At 48.5% G+C, this 16675-nt stretch carries 14 protein-coding genes; 13 read left to right on the forward strand and 1 reads right to left on the reverse strand.

The window, feature by feature from the left end:
• Positions 1–3: 3 nt before the first annotated feature.
• The gene (locus NW212_RS03275) at positions 4–822 is read right to left on the reverse strand and encodes a 1-acyl-sn-glycerol-3-phosphate acyltransferase (protein WP_258337209.1); all 819 of its coding nucleotides are present in this window, start codon (positions 820–822) and stop codon (positions 4–6) included.
• A 357-nt stretch (positions 823–1179) separates the two neighbouring features.
• Here NW212_RS03275 and rsmH point away from each other — a divergent pair, with 357 nt between their 5' ends.
• The 13 genes from rsmH (at position 1180) to NW212_RS03340 (ending at position 16647) form a co-directional block, all read left to right on the forward strand.
• A complete protein-coding gene (gene rsmH / locus NW212_RS03280) occupies positions 1180–2094 on the forward strand; it encodes a 16S rRNA (cytosine(1402)-N(4))-methyltransferase RsmH (protein WP_258337210.1) in 915 nt (304 codons plus the stop codon).
• A 3-nt stretch (positions 2095–2097) separates the two neighbouring features.
• On the forward strand, positions 2098–2454 hold the full coding sequence (locus NW212_RS03285) for an FtsL-like putative cell division protein (protein WP_258337211.1): 357 nt from the start codon (positions 2098–2100) through the stop codon (positions 2452–2454).
• Positions 2451–4583, forward strand: a complete 2133-nt coding sequence (locus NW212_RS03290; protein ID WP_258337212.1) for a penicillin-binding transpeptidase domain-containing protein — start codon at positions 2451–2453, stop codon at positions 4581–4583. The genes NW212_RS03285 and NW212_RS03290 overlap by 4 nt, the downstream gene beginning before the upstream one ends.
• Positions 4584–4587: 4 nt before the next feature.
• A complete protein-coding gene (locus NW212_RS03295) occupies positions 4588–6048 on the forward strand; it encodes a UDP-N-acetylmuramoyl-L-alanyl-D-glutamate--2,6-diaminopimelate ligase (RefSeq protein ID WP_258337213.1) in 1461 nt (486 codons plus the stop codon).
• Positions 6049–6072: 24 nt separating this feature from the next.
• Positions 6073–7341: a phospho-N-acetylmuramoyl-pentapeptide-transferase gene (mraY, locus tag NW212_RS03300; RefSeq protein WP_258337214.1), complete on the forward strand. Its 1269-nt coding sequence runs from the start codon at positions 6073–6075 to the stop codon at positions 7339–7341.
• A gap of 6 nt (positions 7342–7347) precedes the next feature.
• On the forward strand, positions 7348–8682 hold the full coding sequence (murD, locus tag NW212_RS03305; RefSeq protein WP_258337215.1) for a UDP-N-acetylmuramoyl-L-alanine--D-glutamate ligase: 1335 nt from the start codon (positions 7348–7350) through the stop codon (positions 8680–8682).
• A 17-nt stretch (positions 8683–8699) separates the two neighbouring features.
• Positions 8700–9956 (forward strand): FtsW/RodA/SpoVE family cell cycle protein, encoded by a 1257-nt coding sequence (locus NW212_RS03310; RefSeq protein WP_258337216.1) that lies wholly within the window; start codon positions 8700–8702, stop codon positions 9954–9956.
• Between the two features lie 73 nt (positions 9957–10029).
• The gene (gene murG, locus NW212_RS03315; RefSeq protein WP_258337217.1) at positions 10030–11163 is read left to right on the forward strand and encodes an undecaprenyldiphospho-muramoylpentapeptide beta-N-acetylglucosaminyltransferase; all 1134 of its coding nucleotides are present in this window, start codon (positions 10030–10032) and stop codon (positions 11161–11163) included.
• Positions 11153–12526 (forward strand): UDP-N-acetylmuramate--L-alanine ligase, encoded by a 1374-nt coding sequence (gene murC, locus NW212_RS03320; RefSeq protein WP_258337218.1) that lies wholly within the window; start codon positions 11153–11155, stop codon positions 12524–12526. The genes murG and murC overlap by 11 nt, the downstream gene beginning before the upstream one ends.
• Positions 12523–13260 carry a cell division protein FtsQ/DivIB gene (locus NW212_RS03325; protein ID WP_258337219.1) on the forward strand — a complete coding sequence of 246 codons (738 nt, stop codon included), beginning with the start codon at positions 12523–12525 and terminating at the stop codon, positions 13258–13260. Before murC ends, NW212_RS03325 begins: the two co-directional genes overlap by 4 nt.
• Positions 13261–13263: 3 nt before the next feature.
• On the forward strand, positions 13264–14832 hold the full coding sequence (gene ftsA / locus NW212_RS03330; RefSeq protein ID WP_258337220.1) for a cell division protein FtsA: 1569 nt from the start codon (positions 13264–13266) through the stop codon (positions 14830–14832).
• Positions 14833–14869: 37 nt separating this feature from the next.
• Positions 14870–16180 carry a cell division protein FtsZ gene (gene ftsZ, locus NW212_RS03335; RefSeq protein WP_258337221.1) on the forward strand — a complete coding sequence of 437 codons (1311 nt, stop codon included), beginning with the start codon at positions 14870–14872 and terminating at the stop codon, positions 16178–16180.
• Positions 16181–16197: 17 nt separating this feature from the next.
• Positions 16198–16647 (forward strand): GatB/YqeY domain-containing protein, encoded by a 450-nt coding sequence (locus NW212_RS03340; protein ID WP_258337222.1) that lies wholly within the window; start codon positions 16198–16200, stop codon positions 16645–16647.
• Positions 16648–16675: the final 28 nt, after the last annotated feature.

Here is a 16675-nt window from a genome sequence, read left to right on the forward strand (position 1 = left end):
AATTCAAAGTTTATATACCAGTTCACGCACATAGTCGGCCCATTCGGCAGGCGTTTTCGACTTGTCGAAGGTCTGCCACGGTATCGGTTTTCCGATAGCCACCCGGAATGTCTTGTGACGGTTCTTATACATTTCGTCTGCCAGATACAGCATGGCTATGTTGAACTTGATCCCCAGAAACTTGCATGCGTTGGCAAGGTTGTAGAAAAAATTGGAATTCCGGCCTTCGAAGTGAACAGGCACCACATCCCGATGCGCCTCCACGCTCTTGGTCACAAACGTCTTTTTCCACGGCAAGTCCTTGATTACCCCATGCTGCCTGCGCGAACAGATGCCTGCCGGGAACATGATGATATGCGCGTCCGAACGGAATCCCGCCTCTACCATCGCCGGAAAATCGCGCGACTGCGACCCGGTCTTGTTGATCGGAATGCAGAGAGGTGCCAGCCCATGCAGGTTCATCAGCAGATCGTTGACCAAGTATTTGATGCGGCCGCCATAATGTTTCCCCAAAATATATCCCAAAGCGATGCCGTCTTGCCCGCCCAGCGGATGGTTCGACACGAACGTGCACAACCCTTCGGCGGGCAGATTCTCGATGCCTTCCACTTCCAGCCTGATGTCGAGGTATTCCACACAGGCTTCCAGGAAGTCAACGCCGGTCTTGTCGGCCACGCGCGTCAGGAAAGCGTTGATTTCATCTTGATGTACAATCCGTTTCAAATATGATATGAGAAAGCGGGGAATGCGATCGGCCTTCTTTCCGGCTTTCTCCCTCACCACCTTGTCGATATCAACCAAAAACATTGATTTCTCAGCCATATTCTTTCATTTACCCTGCAAATGTAACTCATCTCTTTGAAAAATCACACATTTTTCTTACAAGAAATGCAGTTTGTACGCCTAAAAAAATCGTTTTTCTTTTTTCCGTAACATGCAGGACACAAAAAGCGAACCGTCGCCCCGGCACGGGAAGCTCTCACGCAGGCCGGAGAATATGCCATTTCCAGGCACGCCGCAGCACTTCCCGCCGCCAGGCACGGATGTGTCCGGATACTGACAAGGTGTTGATAACTTCCGGAAAATTTCTTGCTGAAAAATGGTGCCCGATTGTATAGAAATGCCTAATTTTACGGCTCAATTCTATAATAAGGTGGAAAATTGACAAAAACGGCAACTATGGACGGAACAGAACCAACCTACCACATACCTGTCTTGCTGCATGAAAGCATACAGGGCATGAACCTTCATCCGGGCGGCATTTATGTAGACGTAACCTTCGGAGGAGGAGGGCACTCAAAGGAGATTCTCCGGAATATGGGAGAAGGAAGCCGCCTGTTCAGTTTTGACCAGGATGCCGACGCTGAAAAGAACATCATCAACGACGGGCGCTTCACGTTTGTGCGGAGCAATTTCCGCTACCTCCACAACTTCCTGCGCTATTACGGCGTGCCGGAAGTAGACGCCATTCTGGCCGACCTGGGAGTTTCATCGCATCATTTCGACGATTCGGAACGCGGATTTTCTTTCCGCTTCGACGGAAAGCTCGACATGCGGATGAACAAGCGGGCGGGAATGACGGCTTCCGACATTGTGAACACTTACGAGGAGGACCGCCTCGCCGATCTGTTTTTCCTGTACGGCGAACTGAAAAACAGCCGCAAGCTGGCTGCAGCGCTGGTCAAGGCAAGAGCGGGAAAAAACATTGCCACCATCAATGATTTCCTGGAAATCGTCAGACCGCTTTTCGGAAAGGAAAGAGAAAAGAAAGAGCTTGCCAAAGCGTTTCAAGCACTCCGCATAGAAGTGAATCAGGAAATGGAGGCGCTTAAGGAAATGCTGTATGCCGCCACAGACGCGCTGAAGCCGGGAGGAAGACTGGCCGTCATCACTTACCATTCGCTTGAGGACCGCATGGTGAAAAACATCATGAAAACCGGAAACGTGGAGGGAAAGGCTGAACAGGACTTCTTCGGAAACCGGAAAACTCCGTTCAGGCTTGTCAACAACAAAGTGATAACGCCTTCGGAAGAGGAAACCGGCCGGAACCCGCGTTCAAGAAGCGCAAAACTCAGAATTGCTGAAAAATTATAAGACATGGAAAGACAAGACGACAAGACACAGCAGAAGCAGGACCTGCACGTTACGTGGAAAACGGTAATGGGCGGAGAGCTGCTCGTACGCATCATGCGCCGGCAAACGACGCTGGTCATACTGGTCATGGTGTTCATCATCGTGTACATCGACAACCGGTACTCCAGCCAGCAGGAAATGATCGAAATAGACGAACTGAAGAGAGAGCTGGTCGATATAAAGTATGATGCGCTCACGGTTTCGTCCGAACTGACCGAACGGAGCAGGCAGTCGCGCATCGAAGAATACATCACGGCAGAAGGGACACCGCTTGAAACATCAACCACACCACCGTTCTTAATCAAAGACTCAGAGAAATGACATCCAACAAAGACAAGATATTGCTGCGTTACACGGGGTTCATCTTCATCATGGGGATTCTTGTGATAACCGTCATAGTCAAAGCCATAATCATCATGTTCGCGGAAAAGGGCTACTGGATGGAGGTTGCCGACCGCTACGTGAGCGAAACCAAGAAGATTCCGCCCACAAGGGGAAATATCATCTCGTCCGACGGAAAGCTGATGGCCAGCAGCCTGCCCGAATACAGAATCTATATGGATTTTGTGGCGGCGCAGAACGCAGGAAACGATTCGACGCTCATGAACCATCTGACAGAAATCTGCGAAGGGCTGCACCAGATATTTCCGGACAAAAGCGCGAAAGAATTCAGACGGCACATCCTGAACGGAAGGAAAAAGAAAAGCCGGAACTACTTGCTTTATCCGAAACGGATCTCATACATCGAATACAAGGAAGTGAAGAAGCTGCCCGTATTCAACCTGAACAAGAACAAGGGAGGCTTCCACGAACTGGCATACAACCAGCGGAAAAAGCCTTTCGGCTCGCTGGCCGCACGCACGCTCGGCGACGTGTATGCAGATGCCACCATGGGAGCAAAAAACGGACTTGAACTTACTTACGACTCTATCTTGAGAGGCAAGGATGGTGCCATGCACAGGCAAAAGGTCAGAGGAACCTACGTAGACATTGTGGATGTCCCCCCCGTAGACGGATGCGACATAATCACCACCATTGACGTAGACATGCAGGATATCGCCGAGAAAGCGCTCGTCGACCAGCTGAAGAACCTCAACGCGCAATCCGGCGTGGCCATTGTCATGGAAGTGGCTACCGGGAAAGTCAGAGCCAACGTCAACATGCGCAGGGGCAATGACGGCAGTTATTATGAAATGAGAAACGATGCGGTAAGCAACCTGATGGAACCCGGATCAACCTTCAAGACGGCCTCCATCATGGTGGCGCTCGAAGACGGATATATCACTCCCGACTATGTGGTGGATACGGGAAACGGCATCGTCAACATGCACGGAAGCAATATGAAGGACTGGAACTGGCATCATGGAGGATACGGGAAAATCGATGTCACGCACATCCTTGGATATTCGTCGAACGTGGGCGTATCGACAATCATCGACAGGTTTTACGGAAACAACCCGCAGAAGTTTATCGACGGACTGAGAAGAATGAGCATCGACAAGCCGCTGAATCTCGGATTCGTGGGAGAAGCAAGCCCGCGCATACGCGGACCGAAAGAAAGAAGCTATTTCGCAAAGACAACTCTCCCATGGATGAGTATCGGCTATGAAACCATGTTTCCGCCCATCTATCTGCTGAACTTCTACAATGCCATCGCCAACAACGGCGTAATGGTGAAGCCGAAGTTCGTGGAAGCTATATCAAAAGACGGAGAAATCATCAAAGAATATCCGACAGAGATCGTCAACCCGAAAATCTGTTCCGACAAGACATTGGAGCAAATCCGGACCATGCTGCAGAAAGTGGTTGCCGAAGGACTTGCCAAACAGGCCGGAAGCAAGCAGTTTCATGTGTCTGGAAAAACCGGAACAGCGCAAATATCACAAGGAACCAAAGGGTATAAAAGCGGAAAGACCAAATATCTCGTCAGCTTCTGCGGCTTCTTCCCTTCAGAAAACCCTCAGTACAGCTGCATTGTATCTATCGAAGATCCCGGCGGATATCCTTCGGGAGGCGTACAGGCAGGAAGTGTGTTCAGCCGCATCGCCGAACGGATCTACGCCAAACATCTGTACATTGACCTGAGCAATGCAAAGGATTCTGCCGCAATCCTGATCCCCGACATCAAAAACGGAGATATAGGTGAAGCCGCACAAGTGCTTCAGGCACTGAACATAAACAGCAACAGCAGCTCGATACCTGCAAGCAATGCGCCTATATGGGGCAAAGCCGTAAATACCACCAATTACGCCGACCTGAAACAGACGGCCTACAACAAACAGCTTGTCCCGGACGTAAAAGGAATGGGGGCAAAGGACGCTGTCTACCTGCTCGAAAGCAAGGGCCTGCATGTCCGGCTTTCGGGAATGGGAAAGGTTACGGCTCAAAGCATCGCGCCCGGCTCATACTTGCGCAAAGGACAAACAATTACACTGACACTTAAAAACTAAAGAAATGGAACTGAAAGAGATCCTCAAAGCGATTACGATAAAGACAATACTTGGAGATGCCGGAAAGGATATAACAGGCATCGAAATAGATTCGCGTAATGTCAAGGCCGGCAATCTGTTCGTTGCCGTCAAAGGTACGCAGACAGACGGCCACGCCTATATAGCCAAAGCTGTCGGAAACGGTGCATCGGCCGTAGTGTGCGAAAATCTGCCTGATTCCCCGGACAGCAACGTCACTTATGTCCAGGTGGCCGACACCGAAGAGGCGGTAGGGAAACTGGCGACTCACTTCTTCGGCGATCCCACCTCAAAACTCGACCTCATAGGCGTAACCGGAACAAACGGGAAAACGACAATTGCTACCTTATTATATAATATGTTCAGAAAATTCGGCTATAAGGTCGGACTTATCTCCACGGTATGCAATTATATCGACGGAGAAGCCATACCCACCGACCATACGACTCCGGACCCTATCACGCTGAACAAACTGCTGGGACGCATGGCAGATGAAGGCTGCAAATATGCCTTCATGGAAGTCAGCTCGCACTCGATAGCCCAAAAACGTATCGGAGGGCTGCGGTTCGCCGGAGGCATCTTCACGAACATCACCCGCGACCATCTGGACTATCACAAAACATTCGAAAACTACCTGAAGGCAAAAAAGGCATTCTTCGACGGATTGCCTAAAACGGCTTTCGCCCTGACAAATGCCGATGACAGAAACGGTATGGTCATGGTTCAGAATACAAAGGCAAAAGTATACTCCTATTCGCTCAGAACGCTTTGCGACTTCAAGGGCAAAGTTCTTGAGGATGGATTTGACGGCATGCTGATGGACATCAATAACCGCGAAGTGAACGTGCAGTTTATCGGACGCTTCAATGCATCCAACCTGTTGGCCGTTTACGGCGCTGCCTGTATCCTGGGCAAGAAGCCTGAGGACGTATTGCTGCTGCTCAGCACACTCCATCCTGTTTCCGGACGATTCGATGCGCTGAGATCACCCAAAGGATATACCGCCATCGTTGACTATGCACATACGCCTGACGCTCTGATAAATGTCCTCGACACAATCCATGAGGTGCTCAGAGGAAGAGGAAAGGTAATCACCGTCGTAGGAGCGGGCGGAAACCGCGACAAAGGCAAACGGCCGCTGATGGCAAAAGAATCGGCAAGACGCAGCGACAAGGTCATCATTACATCAGACAACCCGCGTTTCGAGGAGCCTCAGGATATCATCAACGACATGCTGGCCGGCCTTGACAAGGATGACAGCAGAAAAGTGCTCAGCATTGCCGACAGAAAAGAAGCGATCCGCACGGCGTGCATGCTGTCGGAACCCGGAGATGTGATTCTGATTGCCGGAAAAGGACACGAGAATTACCAGGAAATAAAGGGGGTAAAGCACCACTTTGATGACAAAGAGGTTTTAAAAGACATTTTCAGCAACGAAAAGTATTAACGGTAAAGCGATTTTTGGATAGACATGCTATATTATTTATTTCAATACCTGGAGCAGATCAATTTTCCGGGGGCGCGTATGTTCGGCTACGTGTCATTCCGTTCATTGATGGCAATCATCTTTGCCCTGCTGATTTCGGCAATCTTCGGAGAGTATTTCATCAATATGCTGAAAAGGAAGCAGATCACCGAAACGCAACGTGACGCATCCATTGATCCGTTCAACGTCAACAAGGTGGGAGTGCCTACAATGGGAGGAATCATCATTATCGTGGCCATACTCATTCCATGCCTGCTGCTGGGCAAGCTCCACAACATCTACATGATTCTGATGCTGATAACCACCATATGGCTCGGCACGCTGGGATTTCTGGATGATTACATCAAAGTGTTCCGGAAAGACAAGGAAGGTCTGCACGGCAAATTCAAGATTATCGGACAGGTAGGTCTGGGACTGATTGTCGGACTCACCCTCTACTTGAGCCCCGATGTGGTAATCAGAGAAAACATCGAGATACAGCAAGACGGACGGGTGGTAGACGTTGTGCATAAAAACCAGGATGAAAAATCTACGAAAACAACCATACCGTTCTTCAAGAACAACAACCTGGATTATGCGGATTTCGTGGGATTCATGGGAAAGCATACACAGGCTGCAGGGTGGATTGTATTCGTACTTGTCACAATCTTTGTCGTCACAGCCGTATCAAACGGAGCCAATCTCAACGATGGCATGGACGGAATGGCGGCTGGAAATTCGGCCATCATGGGAGTCACGCTCGGCATACTGGCTTATGTATCAAGCCATATTGAATATGCGCAATACCTGAATATCATGTACATCCCGGGCAGCGAAGAACTGGTTATCTTCATCTGCGCATTCATCGGGGCGCTGATCGGTTTCTTATGGTACAATGCATTTCCAGCACAGGTGTTCATGGGCGATACCGGAAGCCTTACCATTGGGGGCATTATAGCCGTTTTCGCCATTATCATCCATAAAGAACTGCTGATTCCGATTCTCTGCGGGGTCTTTCTGGTGGAGAATCTCTCAGTCATTCTGCAAGTAAAGTATTTCCAGTACGGCAAGAAGCATGGAAAAAGACAGCGCATCTTCAAGCGCACACCCATCCACGATCACTTCCGCACAACAATGGCGCAGCTTGACCCGAACTGTACCTATATGTTCACACGCCCGCAAAGCGTATTTCACGAATCAAAAATTACAGTCCGCTTCTGGATTGTAACCATTGTACTGGCAGCGATAACTATTATAACTTTAAAGATAAGGTAAAAAGCCATGGCAAAAAGAATTGTCATATTAGGAGCCGGAGAAAGCGGTACAGGAGCCGCTGTCCTGGCACAGAAAAAAGGATTTGAAACGTTTGTTTCCGACGCTTCCCTCATCAAGGACAAATACAAGCAGATGCTTGACGAAAGGGACATCCCATGGGAAGAAGGCGGACACACAGAGGAACTGATTCTGAATGCGGATGAAGCGATCAAGAGTCCGGGCATTCCGAACGATGCGCCGCTAATTCTAAAACTGAAAGCAAAGGGCATACCTGTCATCTCTGAAATAGAATTTGCCGGAAGATACACGGATGCCAAAATGATTTGCATCACGGGAAGCAACGGAAAAACCACTACGACCTCACTGATTTATCATATCTTCAAGAAAGCGGGCCTGAACGTGGGACTGGCAGGAAACATTGGGCAAAGTCTGGCATACCAGGTGGCTGAATGCAACTACGATTACTATGTAATTGAACTAAGCAGCTTCCAGCTCGACAACATGTATAAGTTCCATGCCAACATCGCCGTGCTCATGAACATAACTCCCGACCATCTGGACCGTTACAATTATGAGATGCAGAATTACGTGGATGCCAAGTTCCGCATCATACAAAACCAGACGGATGACGACGCATTTGTATTCTGGAACGATGACCCTATCATACAGCGCGAGCTGCACAAATATGGCATACACGGACGCTATTTCCCGTTCGCAGAGAAGAAGGAAGACGGACTGGCTGCTTTTTCAGAAGAGAACAAAGTTTGTTTTACCCGGCCGATTGCATTCAACATGGAGCAAGAGGAACTGGCTTTGACCGGAACCCACAACCTGTTCAACTCAATGGCAGCAGGAATTTCCGCAAACATCGCAGGCATCCGGAAAGAATGCATCCGCGAAGCGCTGAAAGACTTCAAAGGGGTTGAACACAGACTGGAAAAGGTGGCCCGGGTTAGAGGGGTAGACTATATCAACGACTCCAAAGCCACCAATGTAAATTCATGCTGGTATGCGCTTCAAAGCATGAAGACTAAAACAATTCTGATTCTTGGAGGAAAAGATAAAGGGAACGATTACAACGAAATAGCAGATCTGGTAAAAGAAAAATGCACCGGACTGATATTTCTGGGACTTCACAACGAAAAACTGCACGCATTCTTCGACAGTTTCGGCCTGCCGACAGCCGATGTGCAAAGCATGAAAGACGCCGTTGATGCCGCTTACAGCATGGCAAAACCGGGAGAAACGGTTCTGCTGAGTCCGTGCTGCGCAAGCTTCGACTTGTTCAAAAGCTACGAAGACCGGGGCGAACAGTTCAAGGAATGTGTTAGAAACCTGTAAACATCACTGACAATACAATGGATCTGTTAAAGAATTTCTTCAAAGGCGACAAGGCTGTATGGATTATTTTCCTGTTCTTGTGCCTGATCTCGATTATCGAAGTGTTCAGTGCGTCAAGCACCCTGTCTTTCAAGACCGGAGATCACTGGGCACCGATAACGAATCATCTGACCATGCTGCTGGTCGGAGTTTTTGTGGTATGGATCGTCCACAATATCCCTTGCAGATGGTTCAAGACATTTATTGTACTTCTCCCCATTTCATGGATATTGCTTGCTATCGTGCTGATCATGGGAATCGCCACCAATGGAGCCAAACGCTGGATTGATCTGGGCATCATCCAATTTCAGCCGTCGGAACTGGGAAAGATGGCAACCATCATTACCGTCGCATTCATTCTGAGCAAAATGTACACAGAAAACGGAGAAGACAAAAAAGCGTTCAGATTCATTCTTGGCGTTACGGGAGGAACTTGTGCACTGATCATCACCGAAAACCTTTCGACAGCAGTCCTGCTGGCGGTATCTGTTTATGTTCTGATGCTTGTAGCCCGAATCCCGTTCAAACAGATGGCTAAGCTGACCGGCATCGGGATCATAGGAATTATTCTTGCCTTCAGTGTCATCTGGTGTGTTCCCGCCAGCGCATGGAAAGCGATTGGCATCGAACGCCCAATCACATGGAAAGAACGTATCAGCGACTTCTCAAACAACGAACAGATTCCCGCTGCCCAATATGACTTGAACAATGACGCACAGGTTGCACATGCCAATATAGCAATCGCGACAAGCAGCATCCTCGGGAAAGGTCCGGGAAACAGCGTCCAGCGTGATTTCTTGTCGCAGGCCTACTCCGATTTTATTTATGCCATTATCATCGAAGAGATGGGACTGATAGGAGGAGCATTCGTAGCCCTGCTTTATATTCTTCTGCTCATGCGAATCGGCAAGATCGCCAACAAGTGCGACAAGCCTTATCACATGTTTCTTATCATGGGAATCGGCATACTGCTTGTCATACAAGCTTTGTTCAATATGCTGGTTGCGGTGGGAATCATGCCGGTCACCGGACAGCCTCTGCCGTTAATAAGCAAAGGAGGAACTTCTACCCTTATCAACTGTATCTATATAGGAATGATTCTCAGCATAAGCAAATATGCAAACGAACAGCAGAGGCTGAAAGAAGAACAGCAAACCCTCGGCATACAGCCTGAGCAGAATGCGGAACCTGTAGCACCGGAAAATCAGGACGCAAACGCCGGACAGCCGGTTTGAAGCATAAATATACAATTGTCTAAAGAACATTCGAACTTCTTTTTGTAAATTTGTAGTGAATAATACAACAATTATGGAAAAGAACAGTTTGCGCATTATAGTAAGCGGAGGAGGAACAGGAGGACACATCTTCCCTGCAATATCAATAGCCAATGCCATCAGAAAGAAACACCCTGACTCTGAAATTCTTTTCGTAGGGGCATCAGGCAGAATGGAAATGCAACGTGTCCCCGCTGCAGGCTACAAGATTATCGGACTGCCTGTCGCCGGATTCAACCGGAAGAATCTGCTGAAGAACGTCAGTGTCCTCATCAAACTTTTCCGAAGCCAACGAATGGCAAAGAAGATCATCAAAGACTTCAAGCCGGATGCAGCCGTAGGCGTCGGCGGGTATGCAAGCGGACCAACGCTGAAGACAGCCGCAGCAGCAGGTATTCCGACCTTAATACAAGAACAGAACTCGTATGCAGGCGTTACCAACAAGCTTCTTGCAAAAAGTGCGAAGAAAATATGCGTCGCCTATGAAGGAATGGAACGCTTCTTCGAAAAAGACAAGATTATCCTGACAGGAAATCCGGTCCGGCAGAACTTGCTTGACGAAAAGATAAATAAAAGCGAAGCCACACGCATGTTCGGCCTGGACCCGCAGAAGAAAACAATCCTGATTGTCGGAGGAAGCCTGGGAGCGCGCACCATCAACAACTGCGTCATGCACAGTTTGAACAAAATCAGGCAGTCAGATGTACAGTTTATATGGCAGACTGGCAAAATATACATTGAAGAAGCCAAGGCTGCCGTAAAAGAAGCCGGCAGCATGCCTATGCTGCATACCACAGACTTCATATCAGACATGGCCGCCGCCTACTCTGCTGCTGATCTTGTCATCAGCCGTGCAGGAGCCGGATCAATTTCTGAATTTTGTCTGTTGGGGAAACCGGTTATACTGGTTCCCTCACCCAATGTGGCAGAGGATCACCAGACTAAAAATGCACTGGCATTGGTAAACAAGGAAGCAGCCCTCTACATAAAGGACAGCGAAGCGGAAGAGAAACTGATCGATACGGCCATACGCGCCGTGAACGAACCGGAAACCCTGAAAAGACTTAGTACAAACATCACCAGGCTGGCTTTCAAAAATTCGGCGGATGTCATAGCCGAAGAGGTATGCAAACTGGCATTAAAATATAAAGAAGAACATGGACATTAATTCAATAAAAGCGGTATATTTCATCGGTGCAGGCGGAATCGGAATGAGCGCACTCGTAAGATACTTTCTTTCAAAAGGAAAGAAAGTGGCCGGCTACGACAAAACGCCAAGCGAGCTTACGCACAAACTTCAGGAAGAAGGAGCCGATATCCACTATGAAGAAAACGTATCGCTGATTCCTGAAGATTTCAGAGATGCATCTTCAACCCTGGTGGTCTATACTCCGGCCATACCGGCAGAACATAAAGAACTCTGTTATTTTCAAGACAACAAGTTTGAAATCCACAAACGCGCACAGGTATTGGGAATGCTGACCCGCACCGAAAAAGGAATATGTGTGGCGGGCACTCATGGGAAGACAACCACTTCAACCATGGCGGCTTACCTCATAGACCGTTCACATGTGGGATGCAATGCCTTTCTGGGAGGCATATCAAAGAATTACGGGACAAACCTTCTGCTTTCAGACAGCAGATACGTTGTAATTGAAGCCGACGAATTCGACCGCTCCTTCCATTGGCTTACTCCGTATGCAACGGTCATCACTGCCACCGACTCTGACCATCTGGACATATATGGCACGCATGAAGCTTATCTGGAAAGCTTTCGCAAATACACGTCACTTATCCGGAAAGACGGCTGTCTTATCATAAAGAAAGGTATCGACCTGCAACCCGACGTACAGCCGGGAGTAACGGTTTATACCTATTCGGCAACAGAAGGAGATTTCCATGCCGAGAATATACGTATCGGGAACGGTGAAATCATGTTCGACTACATATCCCCTTTGGGAAATATTGCAGACATCCGTCTTGGAGTGCCGGTTTATGTAAACATTGAAAATGGAGTGGCAGCAATGGCGCTGGCACAAATAGCAGGCGCAACGGCTGAAGAAATAAAGGCTGCCATGCCCGGATTCAAAGGAGTAGACAGAAGATTCGACTTCAAGATAAAGAATGACAGGATTGTATTTCTGAGCGACTATGCTCATCATCCGGCCGAGATAAGCCAGAGCGTAAAGTCCGTCAGGATGCTTTATCCCGACAAAAAGGTGACTGCCGTATTCCAGCCTCACCTGTATACGCGCACACGTGACTTCTACAAAGAGTTTGCCGACAGTCTTTCTCTGCTCGACGAGGTGATTCTGCTTGATATCTATCCGGCCCGAGAGCAGCCTCTCCCCGGAGTTACCAGCAAACTGATTTATGACAACCTGCGTCCGGGCATAGAAAAGACGATGTGTACAAAAGAAGAACTGCTTGACGTGCTGAAAGCCCGGAAGATTGAGGTGCTCATCACATTGGGAGCAGGCGATATCGACAATTATGTTCCACAAATCTATGAACTATTAAAAGACAGATGATAAAACGGATTCTTCTGATATTTGTGATGCTGGCGGTTTCATGCTACATTGTAGTAGCTGTTACCCTGTTCAACCGCAAACCGGACGACAAGATTTGCGAGGGTATAGAACTGACTGTGGAAGACAGCGTCAACTATAACTTTGTCACGAAAAAAGGTATTGAAGAGCTGCTGAAATCTAAAAGACTGCTGCCACAGGGAAAACCTGCAGGGAGCATCAACGTACGACTTCTTGAAGAAACCATAGCAAAATACCCGTTCGTCAGCGAAGCGCAATGCTATCTGACATCAGGCAATAAAGTCAATATTGACATCAGGCAGCGCATACCCCTGCTGCGCATAATGAGCGACAATGGGGACAACTACTACATCGACAACAAAGGCGAAATCATGTCTGTCCTGAGCCAGCCGGTGCACGTAGCTGTAGCCACAGGGTTCATCGACAAAAAGTTTGCGAAAGGCGAACTCTTTGCACTCGGCAAATACCTTCAGGACAACCCGTTCTGGAAGGCGCAGGTAGAACAAATCAACATTACTCCGCAAAAAGAGATAGAAATTGTGCCAAGAGTAGGCAACCACATTCTTTTTTTAGGAAAAGCTGAAGATTATGACAAAAAATTCAGTAAATTGCAAACGTTTTATGAAAAAGCGTTGAATCATGTCGGTTGGAATAAGTACCAGCGCATAAGCATAGAATTCAAAAACCAGATTATCGGAACAAAAAAAGAGAAATAAGATATGGCAGTAACAGACTTTATAGTAGCAATCGAACTGGGATCAACAAAAATCATCGGCCTGGCAGGAAGGAAAAGGGCCGACGGATGCATTCAGATTCTCGCGCATGCCAGCGAACACTCTTCCGACTGTATAAGAAAAGGTGTCATCTATAATTCAGACAAAACCCTGCAATGCCTCACATCAATCATCAGAAGCCTTGAAGAACAGCTTGGCGCATCAATCAAGAAGGCTTATGTAGGGATTGGAGGAAAATCAATGTACAGCGTTGAAAACCGCGTCTTCAGACAATTCAACGATGAAACGAAGATTTCATTGGCGCTCACCGACTCCATGATGAAGGCAAACAGAGAAATGGCTCTGCCGGACAAAGATATCCTGGAAGTAGTGCCTCAAGAATACCTGATAGGGAAAGAACTGCGTATCGATCCCGTGGGAATTTCTACAGACAGCATCGAAGGCCATTACCTGAACATCATCGCACGGCGGACGCTGAAAGACAAAATAAAGCAATGCTTCAAGCTGGCCAAATGCGAAATCGCGGGATATATCATTTCGCCGGTCGCAACGGCAGAAGCCGTACTCACCAGCGATGAAAGACGTTCGGGATGCGCACTGGTTGACCTGGGAGCGGAAACCACAACTGTTGCCATATACAAGAACAACATATTGCGGCATCTTGCCGTAATCCCGCTGGGAAGCAACAACGTGACGAAAGATATCAGCAGCGACAAGCAAATCGATGAAGAAGACGCAGAAGAACTGAAACTGAGGTTTGCAAGCGCCTACACAGAAGCTCCGAAAGAAGGCGAGAAAAACGACATCACCTACTCGCTGGACGACCAGACGAGCATCAAGGCCGCAGAGCTGGAAGAAATCGTCGAGGCGCGCATCAAGGAAATCATCCTGAATGTCGAAAACCAGATCAAGTTCTCGCACTACAGCGACAAGCTGCTGGCCGGCATCGTCATCACAGGCGGAGGAGCCAACATGCCCAACATCGACGAAGCGTTCAGACAAACGATGCACAGCGACAAGGTCCGCATAGCCAAAGGAAGCAAGATTTCGCTGGAAAACAGCGAAGAACTCCCCAACGACGGCACGTGCAACACAATCATCGGAGTGCTTTCTGCCGGAAAGGACAACTGCTGCAAAATCGATCCCACGAAATCTGCAGAGCTCTTCTCCGGAACAGGCAATGACTTGAAATCCCAGCAGGAGATGGAGGAAGAAAAGAGGAGGCAGGAAGAAGAGGAAAGAAGAAGAAAGGAAGCAGAAGCAAAGAGAAAGGAAGAAGCTCTCCGCCTTCAAAAAGTGAAAGAATGCGAAGCGCTGCTGGAAGAAACCAGAAAATACCTGAGCAAGAACAAATATGACAAGGCGCAAGAACAGCTTGAACTTGCCATCGAAATGAATGTCAGCGAAAAGCAGGAGGAAATTGACGAACTGAAAAAGAAGATGAGCAAAAAGCCGAAAACGTTTGTCGACAAGCTGAAGGACTTTCTGGAAGACAGAGCCAACAAGTTTTCGGACGGAGCCAACAAAATCTCAAAAGACTTGTTGGACGAATGATTTAACCAATTATTGATTTTAAATAAACGATATTCTTATGCCAGAAGAAAAAAGAGTGCCTTTCGATTTTGAAAAGGATTTTCTACATATAATCAAAGTGATCGGCGTTGGCGGCGGAGGAGGAAATGCTGTCAACCACATGTATAAAGAAGGCATACACGATGTCACATTCGTAGTCTGCAACACAGACAAGCAGATTCTGAACGAATCGCCCGTCCTCCACAAACTCCAGTTGGGAAGCGAAGGCTTGGGAGCCGGGAACAAGCCTGACAGAGGGCGTGCTGCAGCCGAAGAAAGCATGGATGACATCAAGGAAATGCTGAGCGACGGATGCCGCATGGCATTCATTACGGCCGGAATGGGAGGAGGTACGGGAACCGGAGCCGCTCCCGTCATCGCCAAGACCGCAAAGGATATGGGCATTCTTACCGTAGGCATCGTCACGATTCCTTTCCTGTTTGAAGGATACCGGAAAATCGACCAGGCACTCGACGGCGTGGAAGAAATGAGCAAAAACGTGGACGCACTGCTCGTCATCAACAACGAACGCCTGCGGCACGTGTACTCTGACCTGAGCGTGAAAAACGCATTCGGGAAAGCCGATGACACGCTGTCTGTGGCTGCAAAGAGCATCGCGGAAATCATCACGCTCAAGGGTGAGATAAACCTTGACTTCAACGACGTGCAAACTGTCCTGAAAGACGGAGGCGTGGCCATCATGAGCACAGGATACGGAGAAGGAGAGAACCGGGTCAGCCAGGCCATAACCGATGCGCTCAACTCCCCGCTGCTGAACAACAACGACATCTTCAACTCAAAAAAAGTGCTCTTCGTGATCACTTATAACCCGAGCAGCGAACTGATGATGGGCGAAATGGATGAAATCCACGAGTTCATGAGCCGCTTCGAGAGATATGTCGAAACCAAATGGGGACTTTATACCGACGAAAAGCTGGGCGACAAGATCAAATTTACCATCCTTGCCACAGGATTCGGAATAAAGGACGTGCCGGGCATGGAAGCCGTTGCGCAAAAGCACAGCGCGGAAGAACAGAGAAGACTGGCAGAACAGCAGCAAAGGGAAGACAGCAACACTACCAGACGGGCCAATGTCTACAAGGGCATGCTGGAAAACGACAGAAGAAAAAAAGACCTCAAGATTTACATATTCTCACAAGAGGATCTGGACAATGATGACATCATCAGCGTAGTTGAAACAACGCCGACCTACAACCGGACCAAGAAGGCGCTGGACAGCATCAAGTCTAAAGCCAACATAGAAGAAATGCCTCCCGCAGAATCGGGAAGCAGCGAAGATTCTTCCGACCCACAGAAAATATTTTTTTAAAACAAACTCAAAACACTATGGATTTATTTGACCAGATCAGCAATGATATCAAGGAAGCCATGAAGGCAAAAGACAAGGTAAGACTGGAAACCTTGCGCAATGTAAAGAAAGTTTTTCTAGAAGCCAAAACCGCTCCGGGAGCCAACGACACGCTCAGCGACGAAACGGCACTGAAACTGATGCAGAAACTGGTGAAACAAGGGAAAGACTCTGCTGAAGGATACATGCAGGCCGGACGCCAGGAGCTGGCGGAAGAAGAAATGGCACAGGTACGGGTTATTGAAACCTACCTGCCGAAACAGCTTTCGGCCGAGGAACTGGAGGCCAGACTGAAAGACATCATCACCCGCGTAGGGGCTACCGGCGGAAAAGATATGGGCAAAGTGATGGGAGTGGCAACCAAAGAACTCGCCGGAGTGGCAGAGGGACGGGCCATCTCAGCCAAAGTAAAGGAACTGCTCGGATAAGTTTCCGGACAAAAGCTGGCGCAGAGGG

This window comes from Bacteroides sp. ET225 (genome assembly GCF_024733745.1).
Classification (GTDB): domain Bacteria; phylum Bacteroidota; class Bacteroidia; order Bacteroidales; family Bacteroidaceae; genus Phocaeicola; species Phocaeicola excrementipullorum.